Origin of the sequence: Syntrophobotulus glycolicus DSM 8271, from assembly GCF_000190635.1 — a bacterium.
GTDB classification, from domain to species: domain Bacteria; phylum Bacillota; class Desulfitobacteriia; order Desulfitobacteriales; family Syntrophobotulaceae; genus Syntrophobotulus; species Syntrophobotulus glycolicus.
The window spans coordinates 3,320,876-3,340,917 of sequence record NC_015172.1 but is presented as its reverse complement, the minus strand read 5'-3'; the positions used below and the strand labels follow the sequence as shown (position 1 = coordinate 3,340,917).

The 20,042-nt window shown below is 45.6% G+C and carries 21 protein-coding genes; all 21 read left to right on the top strand.

Annotated features, from left to right (window positions below; translation table 11 throughout):
* Window positions 1-23: 23 nt before the first annotated feature.
* The 21 genes from SGLY_RS16525 (at window position 24) to rpiB (ending at window position 20,003) form a co-directional block, all read left to right on the top strand.
* Window positions 24-743 carry a DUF2225 domain-containing protein gene (locus SGLY_RS16525; RefSeq protein ID WP_041445526.1) on the top strand — a complete coding sequence of 240 codons (720 nt, stop codon included), beginning with the start codon at window positions 24-26 and terminating at the stop codon, window positions 741-743.
* 127 nt (window positions 744-870) lie between these two features.
* Window positions 871-2,046 carry a pyridoxal-phosphate-dependent aminotransferase family protein gene (locus SGLY_RS16520; protein WP_013626291.1) on the top strand — a complete coding sequence of 392 codons (1,176 nt, stop codon included), beginning with the start codon at window positions 871-873 and terminating at the stop codon, window positions 2,044-2,046.
* 229 nt (window positions 2,047-2,275) lie between these two features.
* The gene (sleB, locus tag SGLY_RS16515) at window positions 2,276-2,980 is read left to right on the top strand and encodes a spore cortex-lytic enzyme (RefSeq protein WP_013626290.1); all 705 of its coding nucleotides are present in this window, start codon (window positions 2,276-2,278) and stop codon (window positions 2,978-2,980) included.
* An 11-nt stretch (window positions 2,981-2,991) separates the two neighbouring features.
* Window positions 2,992-4,431 carry a PepSY1/2 domain-containing protein gene (locus SGLY_RS16510; RefSeq protein ID WP_013626289.1) on the top strand — a complete coding sequence of 480 codons (1,440 nt, stop codon included), beginning with the start codon at window positions 2,992-2,994 and terminating at the stop codon, window positions 4,429-4,431.
* 173 nt (window positions 4,432-4,604) lie between these two features.
* A complete protein-coding gene (gene argS, locus SGLY_RS16505; protein ID WP_013626288.1) occupies window positions 4,605-6,290 on the top strand; it encodes an arginine--tRNA ligase in 1,686 nt (561 codons plus the stop codon).
* Window positions 6,291-6,337: 47 nt separating this feature from the next.
* Window positions 6,338-7,951: a CTP synthase gene (gene pyrG, locus SGLY_RS16500; protein ID WP_013626287.1), complete on the top strand. Its 1,614-nt coding sequence runs from the start codon at window positions 6,338-6,340 to the stop codon at window positions 7,949-7,951.
* Between the two features lie 82 nt (window positions 7,952-8,033).
* Window positions 8,034-9,110 (top strand): lipid II:glycine glycyltransferase FemX, encoded by a 1,077-nt coding sequence (locus SGLY_RS16495; protein WP_013626286.1) that lies wholly within the window; start codon window positions 8,034-8,036, stop codon window positions 9,108-9,110.
* Window positions 9,110-10,333 carry an alanine racemase gene (gene alr, locus SGLY_RS16490; protein WP_013626285.1) on the top strand — a complete coding sequence of 408 codons (1,224 nt, stop codon included), beginning with the start codon at window positions 9,110-9,112 and terminating at the stop codon, window positions 10,331-10,333. Before SGLY_RS16495 ends, alr begins: the two co-directional genes overlap by 1 nt.
* A gap of 5 nt (window positions 10,334-10,338) precedes the next feature.
* Entirely contained in the window at window positions 10,339-10,710 is a 372-nt protein-coding gene (locus SGLY_RS16485) for a response regulator (protein WP_013626284.1), read from the top strand.
* Window positions 10,711-10,787: 77 nt separating this feature from the next.
* Entirely contained in the window at window positions 10,788-11,468 is a 681-nt protein-coding gene (locus SGLY_RS18205) for a hypothetical protein (protein WP_013626283.1), read from the top strand.
* Window positions 11,469-11,487: 19 nt separating this feature from the next.
* The gene (locus SGLY_RS16475; RefSeq protein WP_013626282.1) at window positions 11,488-12,342 is read left to right on the top strand and encodes a class II fructose-1,6-bisphosphate aldolase; all 855 of its coding nucleotides are present in this window, start codon (window positions 11,488-11,490) and stop codon (window positions 12,340-12,342) included.
* 70 nt (window positions 12,343-12,412) lie between these two features.
* Window positions 12,413-13,051, top strand: a complete 639-nt coding sequence (gene fsa / locus SGLY_RS16470) for a fructose-6-phosphate aldolase (protein ID WP_013626281.1) — start codon at window positions 12,413-12,415, stop codon at window positions 13,049-13,051.
* 80 nt (window positions 13,052-13,131) lie between these two features.
* Complete coding sequence (glpX, locus tag SGLY_RS16465) at window positions 13,132-14,106, top strand: class II fructose-bisphosphatase (RefSeq protein WP_013626280.1); 975 nt, start codon at window positions 13,132-13,134, stop codon at window positions 14,104-14,106.
* 108 nt (window positions 14,107-14,214) lie between these two features.
* Window positions 14,215-14,415: a 50S ribosomal protein L31 gene (rpmE, locus tag SGLY_RS16460; protein WP_013626279.1), complete on the top strand. Its 201-nt coding sequence runs from the start codon at window positions 14,215-14,217 to the stop codon at window positions 14,413-14,415.
* 81 nt (window positions 14,416-14,496) lie between these two features.
* The gene (locus SGLY_RS16455; RefSeq protein WP_013626278.1) at window positions 14,497-15,375 is read left to right on the top strand and encodes a DUF1385 domain-containing protein; all 879 of its coding nucleotides are present in this window, start codon (window positions 14,497-14,499) and stop codon (window positions 15,373-15,375) included.
* A gap of 15 nt (window positions 15,376-15,390) precedes the next feature.
* Complete coding sequence (prfA, locus tag SGLY_RS16450; protein ID WP_013626277.1) at window positions 15,391-16,461, top strand: peptide chain release factor 1; 1,071 nt, start codon at window positions 15,391-15,393, stop codon at window positions 16,459-16,461.
* Window positions 16,462-16,477: 16 nt separating this feature from the next.
* Window positions 16,478-17,341 carry a peptide chain release factor N(5)-glutamine methyltransferase gene (prmC, locus tag SGLY_RS16445; protein ID WP_013626276.1) on the top strand — a complete coding sequence of 288 codons (864 nt, stop codon included), beginning with the start codon at window positions 16,478-16,480 and terminating at the stop codon, window positions 17,339-17,341.
* An 8-nt stretch (window positions 17,342-17,349) separates the two neighbouring features.
* Window positions 17,350-18,453 (top strand): L-threonylcarbamoyladenylate synthase, encoded by a 1,104-nt coding sequence (locus SGLY_RS16440; protein WP_041445525.1) that lies wholly within the window; start codon window positions 17,350-17,352, stop codon window positions 18,451-18,453.
* A 51-nt stretch (window positions 18,454-18,504) separates the two neighbouring features.
* Window positions 18,505-19,074 (top strand): manganese efflux pump MntP, encoded by a 570-nt coding sequence (locus tag SGLY_RS16435; RefSeq protein WP_013626274.1) that lies wholly within the window; start codon window positions 18,505-18,507, stop codon window positions 19,072-19,074.
* Window positions 19,075-19,110: 36 nt separating this feature from the next.
* Entirely contained in the window at window positions 19,111-19,563 is a 453-nt protein-coding gene (locus SGLY_RS16430; RefSeq protein WP_013626273.1) for a low molecular weight protein arginine phosphatase, read from the top strand.
* Entirely contained in the window at window positions 19,563-20,003 is a 441-nt protein-coding gene (gene rpiB / locus SGLY_RS16425; RefSeq protein WP_013626272.1) for a ribose 5-phosphate isomerase B, read from the top strand. The genes SGLY_RS16430 and rpiB overlap by 1 nt, the downstream gene beginning before the upstream one ends.
* The last annotated feature ends 39 nt before the right edge of the window (window positions 20,004-20,042 follow it).

Here is a 20,042-nt window from a genome sequence, read left to right as displayed (position 1 = left end):
GATGAGGAGAATGAGAATTGAAAATGAGTAATGAGAAAAGACAGGTGGAACCTTTGTACGACAAAAATGTAAAATGCATTTTTTGCGGAAAGCATTTTAAAACCAAAAAGGTCCGTTCCACCTTTGCAAAATCGTTTAAGACAGACAGTGATTTCTGCCCGCATTATCAAGAAGAAAGTGAGAACCCCTTATATTATTATGTGAATGTCTGCCCAGCTTGCGGTTTTGCTTTTTCAGACGAGTTTTCCGATTACATTGGTGCGCTCACGAAGAAGAAGATCGAAAGTCAGATTGCGGATAAGTGGGACAGAAGCTTTTATTGTTCAGACAGAGATAGGGAAAAAGGGATTAGGACTTATAAGCTTGCCATTTACTCGGCGGAGTTAGCAGAGCAACGTCATATTGTTTTTGCCAATCTTTGTATGAGGCTGGCTTGGATTTACCGTAAGCAGGGAGATCTTGATTCTGAGAAACGTTTTTTAGCTTTGGCAGCGAAAGAATATGAAACATCGTTTATCAATACGGATTTTGCCGGTACGGCGATGACCGAAATTCAAATTCTTTATTTGATTGGAGAACTTAATCGCCGGCTGGGCAATTATCAGGAAAGCTTACAGTATTTTCAGAGTGTGGTTGAACACGAAGATCGCAGCAGGTACATAAAACTGGTGAATCTGGCCAGGGATCAATGGAAAATGGCAATAGAAGAATATCGCGGCAATCAGCAATCTGAACCAATTTAAGAAGCATTGGACAGAAAATCAGTTGAATTTCCGGCAGAAAAACAAAAAAAATTTTTGACGGTTAATATCTTGCGCAATAATATGTTAAAATGAATTTTAGTCGTAAAAATCAAGGGAGGGGAACAAAGTGCCTAATAAGGAGATGCTTTTGATCCCAGGGCCTACTCCTGTAGTGGATGAAATATACGCAGCTCTTTCGCAAGAGACCATGTCTCATACGGATTTGAGATTTGCCGCCATTTTCAAAAAAGCCCTGGCAGAGACCAAGAAAATGTACAACACGGATGGAGAGGTTTTTGTCATAGCAGGGTCAGGGACATTGTCTATGGAAATGGCTTTAATTAATACAGTGGCACCAGGGGACAAGATTCTCATTGTCAGTCACGGCTATTTTGGCGACAGGTTCATCGGTGTAGCCCAGGCACTGGGCTTAAAGGCTGAAGTTTTGCAATCGGCATGGGGGAAACCTGTAACACCCGAAGAAATAGAAACGAAACTGCAGGAGGGCGGCTTTAAGGCAGTAACCGTTACTCATGTCGATACGTCTACCGGAGTTGTGTCAGATTTGAATAAGCTGGTTCCGGCAGTAAAAAAATATGGGGTCTTGTTTATTTTGGATGGGGTTTGTGCCTCTGCCGCACTCGAGGAAGATATGAGCAGAGAGTTTGGCGGCCACCCGGAATACAAAATTGATGTGGTTTTTACAGCTTCCCAAAAGGCTATTGGGGTACCTCCGGGGTTAGCTATCGTAGCATTTGGGCCAAAAGCTTTGGAAGCCAGAAAAAAGCTTGAAAAAGTGGGCGCTTATTATGCTGATATCATGAATTGGCTCCATATTATGAGAGAGCCGAACATTTATTTTGCTACCCACCCCATCAATATGATTTATGCCTATGCCAAAGGAATGGACATTATTAGTTCTGAAGGCTATCCTGCGAGATACGTCAGGCATACGGCAATCGGGAAGGCAATTCGGGCGGCACTGAGAGTTTATGGCATGCAGATTCTGGCTGATGAAGCCGATGCTGCGCCCACCATGAGTTGTGTCATTTATCCCCAATGTGTGGACGATGTTAAATTCCGTTCCGACTTAGCCCAAAAAGGGCTGATTGTTGCGGGAGCTCTGGGGACTTTGGCGGGGAAAGGTTTTAGGATTGGACATATGGGCAATACATCCAATCAAACATTGATTAAAGCTTTGGCTTATATTGGGGAAGCTTTGCAGGAGCAAGGTCTTACCGTTAATGTAGACAACGCTGTTCGTACTTTTGAACGGGAATTTGCCGAAACAGTCAAAGGCTGAAAAGCTCTAGCTCTGGTAAGACTAGGAATTTAAATAAAGAAGGAATAGCCCTTTGCGATAAGCAGTGAGACAGAAGACCCGCTGGAACCGGTTTTTACCGGAAAAGCGGGTCTTCTTTTTTGATCTGTTTGGATAATTTAAGAATTATAAGACAAACTAAAAAAAGCAGTTTTTGTACCAGGCTTTCGAAGGATAAAAGCCTGAGATTTTGGAAAGTTGAGGTGAAAACATGAAATTTAAAGGAAATGATGAAAAATTGCTTCCGGCGAGAATTATAGCGGTAGCTCTGGTCTTGTGCCTTTCGCTTTCGGTTGCGGCTAACGCGGCGCTGGGAGATACGGTTCTCAAAGAAGGTTCAAGCGGCCAGGAGGTCAAAAGCCTGCAGAAAAAGCTTAGCCAATTAGGCTATTCAGTTGGTGCGATCGACGGCAAGTTTGGCTCGGCGACAGAACAGGCTCTGAAAAGGTTTCAAAAAAACAGAGGGATTAAAACTGATGGAATTTTCGGAGATGAAACGGCCAAAGAGCTGAATAGAGTCAGCGGTGAATCTAAAAATGCCGGAGGAAAGGCTGTAGGCTATAAGAGTTCCGACCTGAACCTCTTGGCACGGGCGGTTTATTCGGAAGCCAGAGGGGAGCCTTATATCGGTCAGGTTGCCGTAGCAGCGGTGATCATGAACAGAATGCAGAGTTCGCTCTTTCCGAAGTCTATCCCGGATATTATCTATCAACCGGGGGCTTTTTCAGCGGTTGCTGACGGACAAATCAATTTACCGGCAGATGAACAGGCAACCAAAGCCTGCAAAGAGGCCATCAATGGGTATGATCCTACTCATGGAGCCTTATATTATTTTAACCCGGACAAAACAAGCAACAAGTTTATTTGGTCCCGGCCCCAGATTATGAAACTTGGGGATCATATTTTTACCCGCTAGGAGGGACGTAAATGAAGAAGGTTACCCGTTATAGCACACTGATGGTTCTTTCTACCGTTCTGTTCCTGGCCTTGGCTGTATCTGTCGGCTGGGGATACTATCAATATAATACACTCAAAGAGTATAAGCTGGAATCGGAGAATCAATACAAGAGGGCCTTGGCGGATCTTTCGGTGAATGCGGATAATTTGGAAACGGATATGGCAAAAGCCAAGGTAGCGAACAGCTCTGCCCAAAAGACGATGTACTTGACTCATGTCTGGAAAAATAGTGACTTAGCAGTCAAGAACCTCTCTATCCTGCCTGCTGATGAAGTGGGCCTCAGTAATGTCAGTGTCTTCCTCAACCAAGTGGCTGATTTCAGCAAGGCGGTTTCCCGGAAAGTTGCGGGAGTAGAACAACTGAGCACGGACGAAGAAAAGAATTTTGATACGATGCATGAGAGAGTTCTTGAAATCAATCGGACAATCCAGGCCCTGCGCAATGATGTTGAGACTCAGAATCTGGCCTTCCTGGATAAAGAACCAGGTTTTTTGCAGAAGATAGGTTTAGCTGGAAATAAAACAGTTCCCACTGTGGCGGAAGGCAATGAAAAAGACAATCAAAGCAGCCCGGATAAGGAAACGAAAGAACAGGCAGAGGGTCCGCAAACCCCTACTTCCGTGAGTTCGGGATTAAAACAGCTGGATGTGAGCCTGCAAAAATACCCGCCGATTTCCTATAAAGGAGAAATGGATACCCATTATGTGGAAAAGCCGTTAGGGCTGCCGGCCGGAAAAGTGAATGAATCCCAGGCCCAAGCCGTAGCGAAAGACTTTTTAACGATTATCGGATATCCCAATGCGGCACCAACAGTCACCGGACAATCTGAGGGGCCGATGGGCGGCTTTATGATGACCTACCAGACGACTTTCCTGGAGGTATCTAAAAAAGGCGGAGTCGTCACCATTTTCAATGACCAAAGGGATACTGATGAAAGAAAGCTCGATATCAGTCAAGCGGTGAAAAGTGCTGAGTCCTATCTGGTGAAACTGGGATGGAAGCTCGTTGTCACTTCTACTGAGGATCTTGGTTCATATATCCAGATTGATGCGGTGCCGCAAACAGGGGGGGCCAGACTGTATCCGGATAAAGTCAGAGTGATGATCGCAACGGATAACGGCAAAATCATTGGTCTTGACACAACACCGTATTATGCTTTCCATCATGATCGTGAGATCAAGCCTGTTTTAACTTTGGATCAGGCGAAGAGCAAGCTGAAAAAAGGCCTGCAGATCATTGAGAACAGAATGGCTGTCATTTCAAAGCTCGGCACGGATGAGGCAGTATGTTATGAATTCAGATGCAAAGGGTTTGGAGAAGAGTACTTAGTTTATATTAATGCCAAAGATGGATCTGAAGAAAAAATCAACAGGGTGATCGAATCACCCCGAGGGAAACTCATTCAATAGCATAGACAGAAATATTCAATTTTTGGAGGAGGGACGTCTTAAACTGTATTTTAAGGCGGCCCTCCTCTTAAATTGGAACAGAAAAATCAATTTGGGAATAATGGCTTACTGGTAATTAATCAAGAATTGTATTACAATCAATTATTATAGTGTGTTTCCTAAGGAGGAGACTGATGGGTTTATACGAAGAATTAAAAGCATTGATATATGAACGATTGAAACAGTCGGCAGAGAGGGCAAAGGAAAGAGGAGATCTCGATTTTGACGAATTGCCGGCCTTTGTCATAGAAGAGCCAAGGGAACGTCAGCATGGAGATTTGGCGACGAATCTTGCGATGCTACTGACAAAGATCGCCAAAAAGGCGCCCCGGGATATTGCGGGGGTGATTATCAGCCATCTAAATACTGAAGGAACCTGGATCAAAGCTTGTGAAATTGCGGGACCCGGGTTTATTAATTTCAAACTCGATTCCGGATGGTTAGGAAAAGTTCTGCCGGAGGTTTTAAATAAGGGAGAGCGTTATGGCCATGTAGATATAGGGAAAGGGCAAAAGATTCAGGTTGAATTTGTCAGCGCCAACCCAACAGGTCTTTTGCATATGGGTAATGCCCGGGGGGCAGCCCTGGGAGATAGTTTGGCTTCACTGTTAAGTATGGCTGGTTATGAAGTGAGCAGGGAATTTTATATTAATGATGCCGGTAATCAGATTCATCATTTTGCGCTGTCTCTGGAAGCCAGATATCTGCAGCTAATGGGACAGGATGTTCCATTGCCTGAGAATGGCTACCATGGTGAAGACCTGATCGAAACAGTCCGGGAATTGATTAAACTTGACGGGGACAAATACTTGAGAACAGAGCCGGAACTCCGTCAGGAATATCTGGTCAGGTATGCTCTGAATGAAAAAATCAGGAACATTAAAGAAACTCTGGGCAAATTCGGAGTTCACTATGATGTATGGTTCAGTGAACAATCTCTTCATGATTCAGGCAGTATACAGGAAACCATGCAGGAAATGATGGATAAGGGATTTATTTATGAAAAGGAAGGCGCTCTGTGGCTGAAATCCACTTTGTTTGGGGATGAAAAGGATGAAGTGGTTGTAAGAAGCAATGGTGTACCGACCTATTTTGCTGCGGATATTGCTTATCATAAAAATAAATTTGAACGTGGATTTGAACAGGTTATTAATATCTGGGGAGCTGACCATCACGGACATGTGGCCCGGATGAAAGGCGCTATGCAGGCTCTCGGCTATGATCCCGAGAGGCTTCAGATTATTCTCATGCAGCTGGTCAGACTCATTCAGGATGGCGAGATCGTCAAAATGTCCAAGAGATCAGGACAATACATCACTCTCCAGGAATTGATGGATGAGGTGGGCAGGGATGCGGCAAGATTTTTCTTTATTATGCGTGATCCGGATTCTACAGTGGAATTTGATCTTGATCTGGCCAAGTCACAGTCTGCGGATAATCCGGTTTATTATGTCCAATATGCCCATGCCAGGCTTTGCAGTATTCTTCGGCAGGCAGAAGAGCAAGGCTTTGCTCATGAGGTAGAACCGGATATAAAGCAGATCAGTCTTTTGGCAAGCCAGGAAGAATGTGATCTGTTGAAAAAATTAGCTGATTTGCCCGGTGAGATCGCGCTGGCCGCCCGGATGACCGAGCCGCACCGTCTGGCGAGGTATGTGATGGAGCTGGCAGGGTTGTTTCATTCTTTTTATAATAGTCATAGAGTGCTTGTAGACGACGCTGATTTACGGACAGCCCGGCTTGCTCTGATCAGGGCGATCCGGCAGGTCTTGGCCAATGTCCTGACAATTCTCGGGGTGACGGCACCGGAGAGAATGTAAGATAGACCATTTAGGGAAAAAAGAGATGATTGGAAAGGGAAGTTAATATGACAAAATTCGTATTTGTAACAGGAGGGGTGGTAAGCTCACTGGGAAAAGGAATTACCGCTGCTTCTCTAGGCTGCTTATTTAAGAATAGGGGATTAAAGGTGGCTATTCAGAAGTTTGATCCCTATATTAATGTTGACCCCGGCACCATGAGTCCTTATCAGCACGGAGAGGTTTTTGTTACAGATGATGGAGCGGAAACAGACCTGGATCTGGGTCATTATGAGCGCTTTACGGATGTTCCCTTGTCGAAGAACAGCAATGTGACGACAGGGAAAATCTATTGGTCGGTAATTACCAAGGAACGTAAAGGAGAATACTTGGGCGGTACTGTTCAGGTTATTCCTCATATCACCAATGAGATTAAAGAACGGGTATATAGGGTCGCCCGGGAAAGCCAGCCTGATGTGGTAATAACGGAAATCGGCGGTACCGTAGGAGATATGGAGTCTCTGCCTTTTTTGGAAGCGATCCGCCAGGTGCGCGGTGATGTGGGCCGGGAGAATGTTTGTTATGTTCACGTTACCTTATTGCCCTATCTTCAGGCAACCGGAGAGGTAAAGACGAAGCCGGCCCAGCATTCGGTAAAAGAGCTCCGCGGAATTGGAATACAACCCAATGTTTTGGTTTGCCGCTGTGAGCATCAGCTAAGGAAAGATTTGAAAGAGAAATTGGCACTTCTTTGTGATATTGATCAGGAAGCGATTATTACAGTGATGAATGCCCAGACCATATACGAGGTCCCGCTCCTGCTAAAAAAAGAAGGAATGGATGATATTGTGCTTCGCTGCCTGGGGATCGAAGCCCCACAGCCGGAGCTTGCTGCGTGGAAAAAAATGGTGAATAAGATCAAATCTCCTTGTAAGTCGGTAGAAATCGCTATTGTAGGGAAGTATGTCGCTTTGCCGGATGCTTATTTAAGTGTGGCCGAAGCATTAAGGCACGCAGGCACACAGAATGAGGCTTCGGTGAAAATAAAATGGGTCAACTCAGAGGCTCTGGAAGATCAGGATTTCGATCTAAAAAACTATTTTAAAGATGTGGACGGAATTTTGGTTCCGGGTGGTTTTGGCAACAGGGGTATTGAAGGGAAGATTAAAGCAATTCAATATGCCCGGGAAAGCAAAGTGCCCTATCTTGGGATTTGTCTCGGTATGCAGTGCGCGGTAATCGAATTTGCCCGCAATATTTGCGGAATGAAGGATGCCAACAGTACGGAATTTAATCCTGAGAGCAAGTATCCGGTTATTGATCTTCTGCCCGAGCAAAAAGACATTGAAGATATGGGAGGGACAATGCGCCTGGGGATATCTCCTATCAAGCTCAGGCAACAAAGTGTTACATACGCCTCATATATGAACGAAGTGATCTATGAAAGGCATCGTCACCGCTATGAGGTGAATAATCAGTTCAGACCGGAGTTGGAGAAGAAAGGACTGTTTTTTTCAGGAACCTCACCTGACGACAGGTTGGTTGAAGTCGCAGAGCTCCCCGAGCATCCTTTTTTTGTCGCCTCCCAATATCATCCTGAATTTAAATCCAGGCCCAACAGGCCTCATCCCCTTTTTCAGCAGTTCATCCTGGCTTCTCTCAATAATCAGAACAAATCATAATCAAAAGTACAATAAACAACAATAAATGGCAATAATAGAAAAACCAGCACAAACAGGCTGGTTTTTTGGGAGGTACTGTTTAATGAAATATTCAGCCAGATGGCTGGAGGAGAATGAGAAACAAATCTTTAATCATTTTATTAATGTTCATCCGAAGGGGCATTCCATGCAATTGTGGGAATGGGGAGCGATTAAGGGGAGAACGGGCTGGCAGCCATGGCGCATGATTCTTGAGGAGGATGGCAAAATCATTGCCGCCGCGACAGTTCTTGAGAGAAAATTGCCGTTAATTGGCATCCCTATTTTTTATTGTCCCCGGGGCCCGGTAGTTGACTTTCATGATCAAGAAAAAGTTGATGCTGTTCTTGCCTCAATTCAAGATTTGGCGAAAAAGAGGAAAGCCATTCTCCTTAAAATTGATCCGGATATTGCCGCTGCAGATAAAGAACTGGAGAAATATTTTCTCACCCACAATTTTCACCGTTTAGATGCCGGAAAAAATTTTGAAGGGGTTCAGCCCAGGTTTGTTTTTCGTCTGGATATCTCGCCTGACGAAGAGTGTTTGCTGGCAAATATGCAGCAAAAGACCCGTTATAATATTCGTTTGGCGGAAAAGAAAGGTGTGGTAATCCGTACAGGTACCAGACAAGAGCTGCCGAAGTTTTATGAAGTGCTTAAAGAGACGACGGAAAGGGATCATTTTCTGGTCAGGGCTTATTCCTATTTTGAAGATCTTTATGATACGCTGGTTCCCGCCGGATTTGGGCAGCTTTTCGTTGCGGAATACGAAGGGGAAATCATTTCCGGAACATTTGCTTTCCTTACCGGTCAAAAGGCCTGGTATATTTATGGAGCATCATCCAATGCCCACCGCAAAGTCATGCCCAATTATTTGATTCAGTGGGAAATGATTCGCTGGGCCAAAAAAATGGGCTGTACCCTTTACGATTTTCGAGGAGTATCCGGAGATCTTTCCGAAGATAATCCTTTATATGGCTTATATCGATTTAAAAAAGGGTTTAATGGCGAATTTACAGAATTTATTGGGGAATGGGATTATATTTACCGTCCTTTTTTCTATAGGTTCTGGCAAACAGCGGAAAAGTTGTATTCGGGCAAGCTGAAAGGATTGCTGGCTCGCTTTAGAAGGGGTAAATAATGTCCAATTTATGGATTGAGGTGGACCTTGATGCAGTTGTACATAACTATTGGGAAATACAAAAGAAACTTTCCCCCGGTACCCGCTGCCTGGCCGTGGTGAAAGCCGATGCCTATGGCCTTGGAGCTGTTGCTGTCGCTCAAGCGCTGCAGGAGGAAGGCTGCCGGGAGTTTGCTGTAACAACGGTTGAAGAAGGAGCCATCCTGAGAGAAAACGGCATTGAGGGGATGATCCTGGTATTAGGCCCAACAAGGCCTGCCGACTGGGAATCAGCCATCCGCAAAGAGCTTTCCCTTTCTTTGCCGGAAGCTTCCTGGGTTCCACTGCTGGAGGAGATTTGTGCGAAACATCATGCGGAGATTAATGTCCATCTAAAAATTGAAACAGGAATGGGCAGAACCGGGTTGATGGTCGGGATACTGCCGCAATTAGCAGGGTTTTTACAGACAGCGCGTTTTGTTAAGGTAGAGGGAGCTTTTACCCACTTTGCCAGGGCGGCCCAGCGGGATAACGCTTATACAAAGAGACAATACGGCAAATTTCTGAGTGCTTGTGAGAGATTAGAAGGCTTAGGGATTAACATTCCGATTAAACACGTCTGTAATAGTGCCGCTTTTTTAGATTTTCCTGAAATGCACCATGAATTTGTCAGAGTAGGGACTCTTTTGTTGGGGCATCTACCCTCCCAGTTTTTTGCCGGCAGCATAGAGCTGAAAGATCCCTGGAAAGCAAAAGCAAGAATATTGTATATCCGTGAGGTTCCCAAAGGCACTTTTGTCGGCTATCAAAGTTTATACCGCTGCAAAAAAGATACCAGACTAGCCGTGATTTCAGCAGGGTATACAGATGGATTCGGTGTAGAGCCAAGGCTGGTTCCCCAAGGCCTGGCTGATTTAATGAAAATCATCATTAAAAATATCGCTGCTTACGGCGGCATTTATCTTGGCCGGGAAAAGTTGACGCTGAACGGCCGGCCTGTCAAGGTTGCCGGAAAAATCGGGATGCAGCTGACAGTATTGGATATTGGTGCGGCGGAGTGTCAGGCAGGGGACATTGTTGAGGTCCCTTTAAGAAGAACGAATGCCAATCCCAGAATTGAACGGTATTACATTAATAATAAAGAATATCTTCTGAAAAGAAAGGTCGCAGAAGGATTTTTCCAGCTAAATACAGAATATCCAATAGTTACAACTTGGGACATGAAGAAACCGGAAAGGGAGTAATGCAAATGCCTAGAATTTTAATAGTGGATGATCAAGTTGGAATTAGAAGATTGTTAACAGAAGTGTTCAAAGATTGTGGTTATGAAATTGAGACTTGTGCTTCAGGAGTAAAAGCTCTGGAAATCATGTCTGAATTTAAGCCTGATTTACTTCTTATGGATGTTAAGATGCCTGGAATGAACGGGATAGATGTTCTGAAAAAGATCAGAGAAGAAAATGATCGCCAAATCAAGGTAATTATGATGACGGCCTATGGAGATCAAGAACATATCAATACTGCGGAAGAACTGGGTGTGGTCGGATTTATTATTAAACCTTTCGATATTAATGAGCTGAGAGAGCAGATTAAAGATGTTCTCAGGGAAAAAGAAGAGTAAAAGAAACAATTCTCCGGTATGGCGGCAGGAATAAATTCAGAAGTGACGAATATAGTTGCCAGAAAGAGGTGGGGATTATGATCATTTTGACGGATACAATGGTCGGGGTTCAATGTTCTAAATGCGGGGAACTACATTTCAGAACGCTTTCTCGATTCGCATTTTCCCACTTTAATAAGGAGTATTTTTCCTGTTCATGCGGAGCCCCTCTTCTGACCATATTAAAAATCGAGGACAGTAAATTCCGGATTGAATATCCTTGTATTTATTGTGGCAAGACCCACCAAATTGTGGCTAAACGCTCTGCCGTATGGGGGGAAGATGTTCTTAAGCTTGAATGTCAAGTCAAAAAGCTTCCAATAGGTTATATCGGAAAAAGGAATTCCATAACGGGATTATGTCAGGAAATGAAGCAAGGGTTTGTGCAATTTGCTTCACAGCTGGTGAATGATGAGGAACCGGACAATGATTTTGAATACTTTTTTATTATCTATGCTTTGATGGAAAAAATCGGTAAAATGGCCGAGGCTGATTTATTAGGATGTAAATGCGGCAATAATAATTTAGCAGTCGAAATTTTGCCGGAAGGGATTGAGATTATCTGTGAGAAATGCCACGCCGTGGGGATGATTTCTGCAGCAGATAAAGAGATTCTTTCTAAAATTGACCATATGGCGGCAATATCTTTGGAAGAAAATATGACAACGCTGATCAATAATCCCTTACAGAGGGAGAAATCTTGGATAAAAAAACAATAAATTTGGAGGAATGATTATCATGAGTTTTGTTCCAGTAAAAGATCTTCTTCAGAAAGCGCAGCAAGGCAAATATGCGGTCGGAGCCTTTAACTGCAATAACATGGAAATTGTTCAGGCCATTGTTACTGCGGCCGAAGCGGAAAAATCGCCGGTTATTATCCAGGCCAGTCAGGGAGCGATCAAATATGCGGGGATTCATTATATAGCTGGGCTGACAAAAATTGCTGCGAAAAGTGTCAGTGTTCCGGTCGCCCTTCATTTAGATCACGGCACAAGTTTCGATCAGTGTATGCTGTGTATCCGTCATGGGTTTAGTTCGGTTATGATTGACGGCTCCAAACATCCTTTGGCAGAGAATATCGCCCTTGTCAAAAAAGTGCTTGAGGTAGCCCGGCCCCTTGGGGTCTCGGTTGAAGGAGAACTTGGAAAAATCGGCGGTACTGAAGATGATATCAGTGTTTCGGAAAAGGATGCTTTTTTTACCGATCCTGTGGAAGCGAAAACGTTTTGTGATGAAACAGGGGTAGACGCTTTGGCGGTGGCGATAGGAACGGCACATGGACAATATAAGGGTATTCCAAAACTGGATTTTGACCGTTTGCGGGAGATTGTCAAATTGGTTTCTACACCGATTGTTCTGCACGGATCATCAGGAGTACCGGATGATGCCGTTCGCCAGGCGATTTCCCTGGGTGTTTGCAAAGTAAATATTGATACGAACATCAGAGAAGCTTTTGTCTATGCGGCCGGCAAGGCTATTCAGGATAATCCTAAAGAGATTGATCCGCGCAAGATCTTGACACCGGCCCGGGAGGCGGCGATTGAGACGATCAGAGAAAAAATAAGAGTATTTGGCAGCAGCGGTAAGGCATAACAGAGGAATCAGCCGACACTTTGAACTAAGCCTTTGGTTGTGAACAAGGGTTAATGCCGGGAGGATCAAAATGCGTTTTTTTCTTGATTCAGCAAATCTTAATGAGATAGAAAAGGCCTGGAATATGGGAGTAATAGCAGGCGTGACCACAAATCCCAGCCTCGTCGCCAAAGAAGAGGGTGATTTTTTTGAGATGATCCGTAGGATTGCGGCTATTGTTGACGGGCCGATCAGCGCGGAAGTCATCGCTTTGGATGGTGAGGGAATGATTGCCGAAGGCAGGGAGCTGGCGGCTATTCATCCCAATATTGTCGTGAAGATTCCAATGACACATGAAGGACTCAGGGCGGTAAAGACACTCAATTCCGAGAAGATTAAGACAAATGTCACTCTGGTTTTTACACCAACTCAGGCCTTGCTGGCTGCCAGGGCGGGAGCATCTTATGTCAGTCCGTTTCTGGGCAGGCTGGATGATATTGGAGAAGACGGGATCAGCTTACTGAATGACATTTGCCGGATCTATGAGTTGTATGATCTCGATTGCCGGGTTATTGCCGCCAGCATACGGAGCCCGCTGCATGTATTGGAATCGGCAAGAGTAGGTGCTGATGTGGCAACTGTCCCTTATGCGGTACTGCTCAGACTCTTTGAACATCCTCTTACTTCAGCCGGAATAGAAAAATTCCTTGCTGATTGGCAGAAAAGGTGATTCAATAAAGTAAGGGTACTTTAAATAAAGCTATTTGAAAAATGGCTGAAATGAATAGACGGAATTGGGGGATAAAAAAGTTGGAACGTGAGCTTACCATGGAATTTGCCCGTGTTACTGAAGCGGCGGCACTTGCCTCGGCCCGCTGGGTGGGCAGAGGAGACAAGGAGGCGGCTGATGATGCGGCGGTCGAAGCCATGAGATCTCTATTTGACACCATTCATATGGACGGTACGGTTGTCATTGGTGAAGGAGAAATGGATGAGGCGCCGATGCTTTACATCGGGGAAAAGCTGGGTAACGGGGAACAGCCTGAGCTTGATATTGCGGTTGATCCATTAGAAGGAACGAATCTTGTGGCTAAAGGATTGCCTGGTGCTATTGCGGTGATGGCCATTACGGAGAGATATGGCCTTTTGCACGCTCCGGATATGTATATGGACAAGATTGCTGTAGGCCCGCAGGCAGCAGGCTGTATTAATCTTGACGCCCCGGTTGAGGAAAATTTGAATAATGTCGCCAAGGCTTTAAAGAAGCAGCTTCGAGATCTGACAGTGGTGATTCTGGACCGGCCGCGTCATTATGAGCTGATTTCCAGAGTGAGAGCCAGCGGTTGCCGGATCAGGCTGATATCGGACGGTGATGTCGCCCCGGCAGTTGCCTGTGGTATCGAAGGAAGCGGGATTGATCTGATGATGGGTATTGGAGGGGGGCCTGAAGGAGTTCTGGCTGCCGCCGCCTTACGTTGTATCGGTGGGGAAATGCAGGGGAGGCTCTGGCCTGAGAATGAAGAGGATATCAAACGCGCGCAGGCACTGGGTATTAAAAATATCAATAAACTGCTGCAGCTGGATGATCTGGTAAACACCGACGATATCTTTTTTGCCGCTACGGGAATTACAGAAGGTCCTCTGCTTAGGGGAGTTACCTTTAATACTGACGGAGCCACAACTCATACTTTAGTTATGCGTGGCAAGACAGGTACGGTGCGTTTTATTGAAGCAAAGCACCTTTTTGCCAAAAAGCCGAAGTATGCGATTAAGGGAGTTTTTTAACAACTTTGGGTTTGGTCTTTCTTGACCTTTCATACATAGTTATGTTAAAATATTTAAAGTTGACTTCAAAGTTAGCCGGATTCGGTAGAGAAGGGCAGGTGACCGGTTGTGAGGGAAAAAATACATCCAAATTATGAGCAGACCACAATAGTATGTGCCTGTGGCAATGTTATTGATACAGGAAGCACCAAAAAGGATATAAAAGTTGAAATTTGTTCCAAGTGCCATCCGTTTTTTACAGGTGTACAAAGATTTGTTGATGCCGGCGGGCGTGTGGATCGCTTTAAAAAGAAATACGGAATGCAATAAATCAACGACCTGTGGTCGTTGCTATAAGAAACGCGGAGCAGAGCCACAAGCTCTGCTTTTCAATATTTTTGGAGGTGCAGGATGAAAAAACCGGTTCAGTATGGCGGTCAGGCCTTAATCGAAGGGGTTATGATGCGTGGGTCAAAAGAAATGTCCATAGCTCTCCGCCTGCCGAGTGGTGAAATAGAAGTGACAAAAGAAAAACTCAGTTCCTGGCCGCAAAAGAAGTTTTTTAAATTGCCGGTAATCAGAGGATTCGTAGCGTTAATTGATTCATTGATCACAGGAATGAAGGCGATGATGTTTTCAGCCAACAGGGCAATCGGGGAAGAAGAGGGGGAGGAGCTTTCCTTCTGGGAAACCTTTTTAACGGTGGCGGTTGCTTTATTTGCCGGAATAGTGCTGTTTGTAGGGGTTCCTACACTTTCGGCCGATATGCTTCGAGAGCATGTCAGCGGCACGGTTCTTCAGAACCTGCTTGAAGGCTTGATCCGGCTGGCCTTATTAGTAGCGTATATTCTGTTAATATCCAGGCTCAAGGATATTCAGCGGGTCTTTCAATATCACGGTGCGGAACACAAAACGATTTTCTTATATGAGGCCGGGGAAGAATTAACGGTAGAAAACGCCAGAAAGCATTCTACGCTTCATCCGCGGTGCGGAACGAGTTTTCTGCTCATTGTGGTTGTTGTCAGCATCATTATATTTGCTTTTCTCGGACTTGAGCCATTATGGTGGCGAATTGTATCACGTATCGTCTTGATGCCTGTAGTAGCCGGAGTATCTTATGAAATTCTCAAGTTTACAGGCCGGCATGCTGATTCTTTTGGTGTCCGCATACTGATCACACCCGGGCTGCTGCTGCAGAAGCTGACAACCAGAGAGCCGGAGGATGACCAGGTAGAAGTGGCAATTGCCGCCCTGAAGGGTGTTATAGAAACCGGACAGACATTAAACTAGAATGGAGAGGGAAACATGTTTGCACGGCTGGAAGAAATAGAGAAAAAGTATGACGAAATAACCGAATTGCTCAGTAATCCGGAAATTTTCAGCGATCAAGCAGCTTACCAAAAAAATGCCAAGGCTCAGGCCGCAATAGCTGAAATTGTAGAAGGATTTCGGGAATATAAGGAAATATTCAGACAGCTGAAGGATGCCCAGGCTTTGCTTGAGGAAGAATTGGATTCTGAAATGAGGGAATTTGCACAGAGTGAGATCGACGAATTGCAAAATAGAAAAGAAGAGTATGAAGAAAAACTGAAGATACTGTTGTTGCCCAAGGACCCTAATGATGAAAAAAACGTTATTATGGAAATCAGAGCGGGAGCCGGAGGGGAAGAAGCTGCGCTTTTTGCCGGGGATCTCTATAAAATGTATTCCCGGTATGCCGAAGAACAGGGCTGGAAAACGGAAATGCTCAGCGCCAGTTATACGGATATCGGTGGGTTTAAAGAAATTATCTTTATGGTTGAGGGACGGGGAGCTTACAGTATGCTGAAGTATGAGAGCGGGGTACATCGTGTCCAGCGTATTCCGAGTACGGAATCCGGAGGACGCATTCATACGTCTACGGCTACTGTAGCTGTACTTCCGGAAGCAGAAGATGTGGATATTGAAATCAACCCTAATGAGATCAGGATAGATATTTTTTGTTCCAGCGGTCCCGGCGGACAATCGGTGAATACCACTCAGTCCGCAGTGAGAGTGACCCATATTCCGACGGGTATTGTAGTTTCCTGTCAGGATGAAAAATCCCAGCATAAGAACAAAGATAAGGCTCTCAAGGTTTTACGGGCCAGACTTTTGGAAAAGGCTCAGCAGGAGGCCATGGGGGAAATTGCCCAGGAGCGGAAAAGTCAAGTGGGAACCGGGGACCGCAGTGAGAGAATCCGAACTTATAATTTTCCGCAGGGCCGGGTATCTGATCATAGAATCGGCTTGACTTTGCATAAATTGGAGAACATTTTGTTGGGGGATATTCAAGAGATTATCGATGCTCTGATCGCTAAGGACCAGGAAGAAAGGCTGAAGTCAGCGGTAAGATAAGGCGGGTAGGATTGCCATGGACACAAGAATAGAGAAAACAACAATCATTGACCATCTGAGAGAGGGTGCTCTTTATCTGGCCGAAAGAGGGGTGGATGATCCCCGTACCGAGGCTGATCTTTTACTCGCTCATTCTCTGAGGATATCAAGGGACCGGTTATATCTGGAAAGGGAGGGCACCCTGACCTCCATCCAGGCCGACAGATTTATGGAGCTTTTGGAGCAACGGGGAAAAAGAGAACCTTTGGCCTATCTTGTCAAGACCCGTGAATTCATGGGTCTTGATTTCTATGTAGACCGGAGGGTCCTGATTCCGAGGCCTGAGACAGAAATGCTGATCGAAAAACTAATTGAACTTGCAGAGAAAAGAGCTGGTAAGGACAAGGAATATTCTCTTCTTGACCTGGGGACAGGAAGCGGTGTGATGGCAATTGCTGCCGCCCGCTATATTGCGGGTGTCAAGATAACCGCTGTGGATATTTCGGAGGATGCGCTAACAGTAGCCAGGCAAAATGCGGTCAAGCATGGTGTTGAAATCGATTTTAGACAGGGTGATTTGTTTACTCCCGTTGCCAACCAAAAGTTTGATTGGATTTTGACTAATCCCCCATATGTGTCGCTGCCGGAAATGGAGGATTGTTCACCGGAGGTATTACGAGAACCTCATCTGGCGCTCTGCGGGGGAGAGGATGGGCTGGAAATCTATCGCAGGCTGGCCGCGCAAGCGGGCGATTTCCTCCATCCAGGAGGGAAGCTTCTTGCCGAGATCGGTTCCGCTCAGGCGCCTGCAGTTTGCAAATTGTTTGCGGAGAAAGGATATTCAACAAAGGTTTTCAATGATCTGGCCGGTTTAAACAGGATGATCCTTGTGGAAGGTTGAACGGTATGATGAAAACAAAAAGATTGGTTTTAGATCAAAAATATTGTGGAAAATTGAATCAGGAGCAATGGCTGAGTTTAGAGAATGAGCTTAAAGAAGCTGCTCAATTAATTAAAGCGGGCAATCTGGTGGCCTTCCCAACGGAAACAGTTTATGGCTTGGGAGCGGATGCTTTAAATCCCAGGGCTTGTGCCGAAATTTTCAAGGTCAAAGGGAGACCGGCGGATAACCCGCTCATTCTTCATGTCGCGGATTTAGAGGAGGCCCGGAGGCTGACAAGTTTTTGGAACGATAAGGCGGAGATCTGTGCCGGGGCGTTTTGGCCGGGACCACTTACTATGGTGCTTCCCAAGGCAGAGTTCATCCCTGATGTGATAAGCGGTGGCTTAAAGACTGTTGCCTTTCGGATGCCTGATCATCCTGTCGCGCTCAGTCTGATTAGACTTTCCGGGTGCCCGCTTGCGGCGCCCAGTGCAAACTTGTCAGGAAAACCGAGTCCCACGGATGGAGAACATGTCTGGCAGGATTTGCAGGGCCGGATCCCTCTGATGATCGATGCCGGCAAATGTGCAATCGGTCTGGAATCAACGGTTTTGGATCTTTCCGAAGAAATCCCCGTAATCTTAAGGCCAGGCGGGATTACCAGGGAGCAGCTTGAGGAAGTGTTGGGCAAAGTAGAGGTTGATCCATTTTTAACCGAAATGAATACAGAAAATATTGTGCCCAAAGCGCCCGGAATGAAATACCGGCACTATGCCCCGGAGGGAGAAGTGCATCTTTTGTCCGGGGACGGCAGTGAAGTTTTACAGGAGATCCGGGAAGGCCTGGCTGAATACGCGGCAACACCCAAAAAGGCGCTGCTTTGTCTGCGGGAAACAGAGGAAATGCTTCAGGACGAAGAAAAGAAGAAGCTGGAACTGATTTTTGTCATGGGCGCCAGAACAAACCCGGGTAAGGCTGCCCGCAGGCTGTATGAGGGGTTAAGACTCTGTGACCGGCAAAATATGGAGATGATTTTCGTTGAAGGGATGCCTGCGGAAGGGATCGGACTTGCGTTTATGAACAGATTGCGTAAGGCGGCAGGCAAAAGGTTCTTAACCGGGAAAAAATAAATACAATGATATAAGGTATCATTCAAAGCCCGATAAGAGTGGTGAAACGGAATGTCAGGTACTTTATGGGTGATTGCGGTTGCTGTAGGGCTGGGGATGGATGCATTTTCTTTTGCCTTGGCGTTAGGCCTTACAGGAATACGGAAGGCGTTTGTCTGGAGAATGGTGCTGACCATTGCGCTTTTTCATGTTTTTATGCCGTGGGCTGGATTCTGTCTGGGGAGTATGGCAGGAGACCTCTTTGGGATTGTGGCTTCTGTTTTTGGAGCAATTCTCGTTGTGGCACTCGGTCTCAAAATGATCTACAATGTGTTAAAGGGGAACGGAGACTCCATACAGGTGGCCGGTTTACAAAGCTGGAGACTGTATGTCCTCGCTTTTAGTGTAAGTCTTGACGCTTGGAGTATGGGATTTTCTCTGGGTACCATGGTCAACGATATTTTGCGGGCGATCATCATTATTGGCCTGACCGCCGGGATCATGACAGGTGGCGGCATTTTGTTAGGAAATAAACTGGGAACAGGGTTAGGCAGTAATGCTCAGGTTCTCGGCGGGTGCATTCTTCTGGGAATAGGGATCAAAATGTGTTTTACGGCGATTTTCTACATACACTTGGGTTAACTTTGCTGCCGGATTGAAGAAAGAGGTATAATAAGGATGAACATGCTTTTTGTATGTACAGGCAATACTTGTCGCAGCCCGATGGCCGCAGGATTGGCTGGAGAGATTTTCCCGGAGGAATTTTCTATTGGGTCGGCAGGTTTGAACGCTTGGGAAGGATCAGCCGCAAGTCATCACGCTGTTCTGGTGATGGAGGAAGAGGGAATTGATCTGAACGATCATTGTGCGGCGATGATCACGGAAGGTAAGTTAGCCTGGGCAGACTGGATTGTGCCAATGACTTCTGTTCAGGAGAGGCAGCTTAAGATATCTTTCCCCGAATTTGGGCCAAAGATTAAGCGTCTTGGTATCTGGGCAGGCAAGGATAAAGATGTGAGCGATCCCTGGGGAGGATCTGTTGAGGAATACTGTTTTTGTAGGGAAGAACTGAAGGAAATGCTGAAGGAAATGGCAAAGGTATTAACGAAGGGCAAAGGAGCGGATGACTGATGAAGATTGCACTTGGCGCTGATCATGGAGGGTATCTTCTTAAGGAGGAAATCAAGGAATACTTGCGGGAATCGGGGTATGAAGTTTCCGACTATGGAACGGACTCCTGCGAATCAGTAGACTATCCTTCTTTCGGGGCCGCTGTGGGACAAGCACTAATGGAAAAGAAGGCTGACTTAGGTATTGTTATCTGTGGTACAGGTATCGGGATCTCTCTGGCCGCGAATAAGGTAAAAGGAATCCGGGCCGCGCTCTGTGTAAACAGTTATATGGCGCGTATGGCCAGAGAACATAATAATGCCAACGTTCTGGCGTTGGGAGCAAGAGTGATTGGAGCAGGACTGGCTTTGGATATTGTGGATACCTTTGTAAAGGCTTCTTTTGCCGGAGGCAGGCATGCGAAAAGGGTGGAAATGCTTTCTGCATTGGAAAATATCTAAAGAATTGTTGCCGAATAAGGATTGAATACCTTAAAATAA

Coding starts and splice junctions, on each gene's coding strand:
- SGLY_RS16525 (WP_041445526.1), top strand. CDS start 24: ATGAGTAATGAGAAAAGACAGGTGGAACCTTTGTACGACAAAAATGTA.
- sleB (WP_013626290.1), top strand. CDS start 2,276: ATGAAATTTAAAGGAAATGATGAAAAATTGCTTCCGGCGAGAATTATA.
- SGLY_RS16510 (WP_013626289.1), top strand. CDS start 2,992: ATGAAGAAGGTTACCCGTTATAGCACACTGATGGTTCTTTCTACCGTT.
- argS (WP_013626288.1), top strand. CDS start 4,605: ATGGGTTTATACGAAGAATTAAAAGCATTGATATATGAACGATTGAAA.
- pyrG (WP_013626287.1), top strand. CDS start 6,338: ATGACAAAATTCGTATTTGTAACAGGAGGGGTGGTAAGCTCACTGGGA.
- SGLY_RS16495 (WP_013626286.1), top strand. CDS start 8,034: ATGAAATATTCAGCCAGATGGCTGGAGGAGAATGAGAAACAAATCTTT.
- alr (WP_013626285.1), top strand. CDS start 9,110: ATGTCCAATTTATGGATTGAGGTGGACCTTGATGCAGTTGTACATAAC.
- SGLY_RS16485 (WP_013626284.1), top strand. CDS start 10,339: ATGCCTAGAATTTTAATAGTGGATGATCAAGTTGGAATTAGAAGATTG.
- SGLY_RS18205 (WP_013626283.1), top strand. CDS start 10,788: ATGATCATTTTGACGGATACAATGGTCGGGGTTCAATGTTCTAAATGC.
- SGLY_RS16475 (WP_013626282.1), top strand. CDS start 11,488: ATGAGTTTTGTTCCAGTAAAAGATCTTCTTCAGAAAGCGCAGCAAGGC.
- fsa (WP_013626281.1), top strand. CDS start 12,413: ATGCGTTTTTTTCTTGATTCAGCAAATCTTAATGAGATAGAAAAGGCC.
- SGLY_RS16455 (WP_013626278.1), top strand. CDS start 14,497: ATGAAAAAACCGGTTCAGTATGGCGGTCAGGCCTTAATCGAAGGGGTT.
- prfA (WP_013626277.1), top strand. CDS start 15,391: ATGTTTGCACGGCTGGAAGAAATAGAGAAAAAGTATGACGAAATAACC.
- prmC (WP_013626276.1), top strand. CDS start 16,478: ATGGACACAAGAATAGAGAAAACAACAATCATTGACCATCTGAGAGAG.
- SGLY_RS16440 (WP_041445525.1), top strand. CDS start 17,350: ATGAAAACAAAAAGATTGGTTTTAGATCAAAAATATTGTGGAAAATTG.
- SGLY_RS16435 (WP_013626274.1), top strand. CDS start 18,505: ATGTCAGGTACTTTATGGGTGATTGCGGTTGCTGTAGGGCTGGGGATG.
- SGLY_RS16430 (WP_013626273.1), top strand. CDS start 19,111: ATGAACATGCTTTTTGTATGTACAGGCAATACTTGTCGCAGCCCGATG.
- rpiB (WP_013626272.1), top strand. CDS start 19,563: ATGAAGATTGCACTTGGCGCTGATCATGGAGGGTATCTTCTTAAGGAG.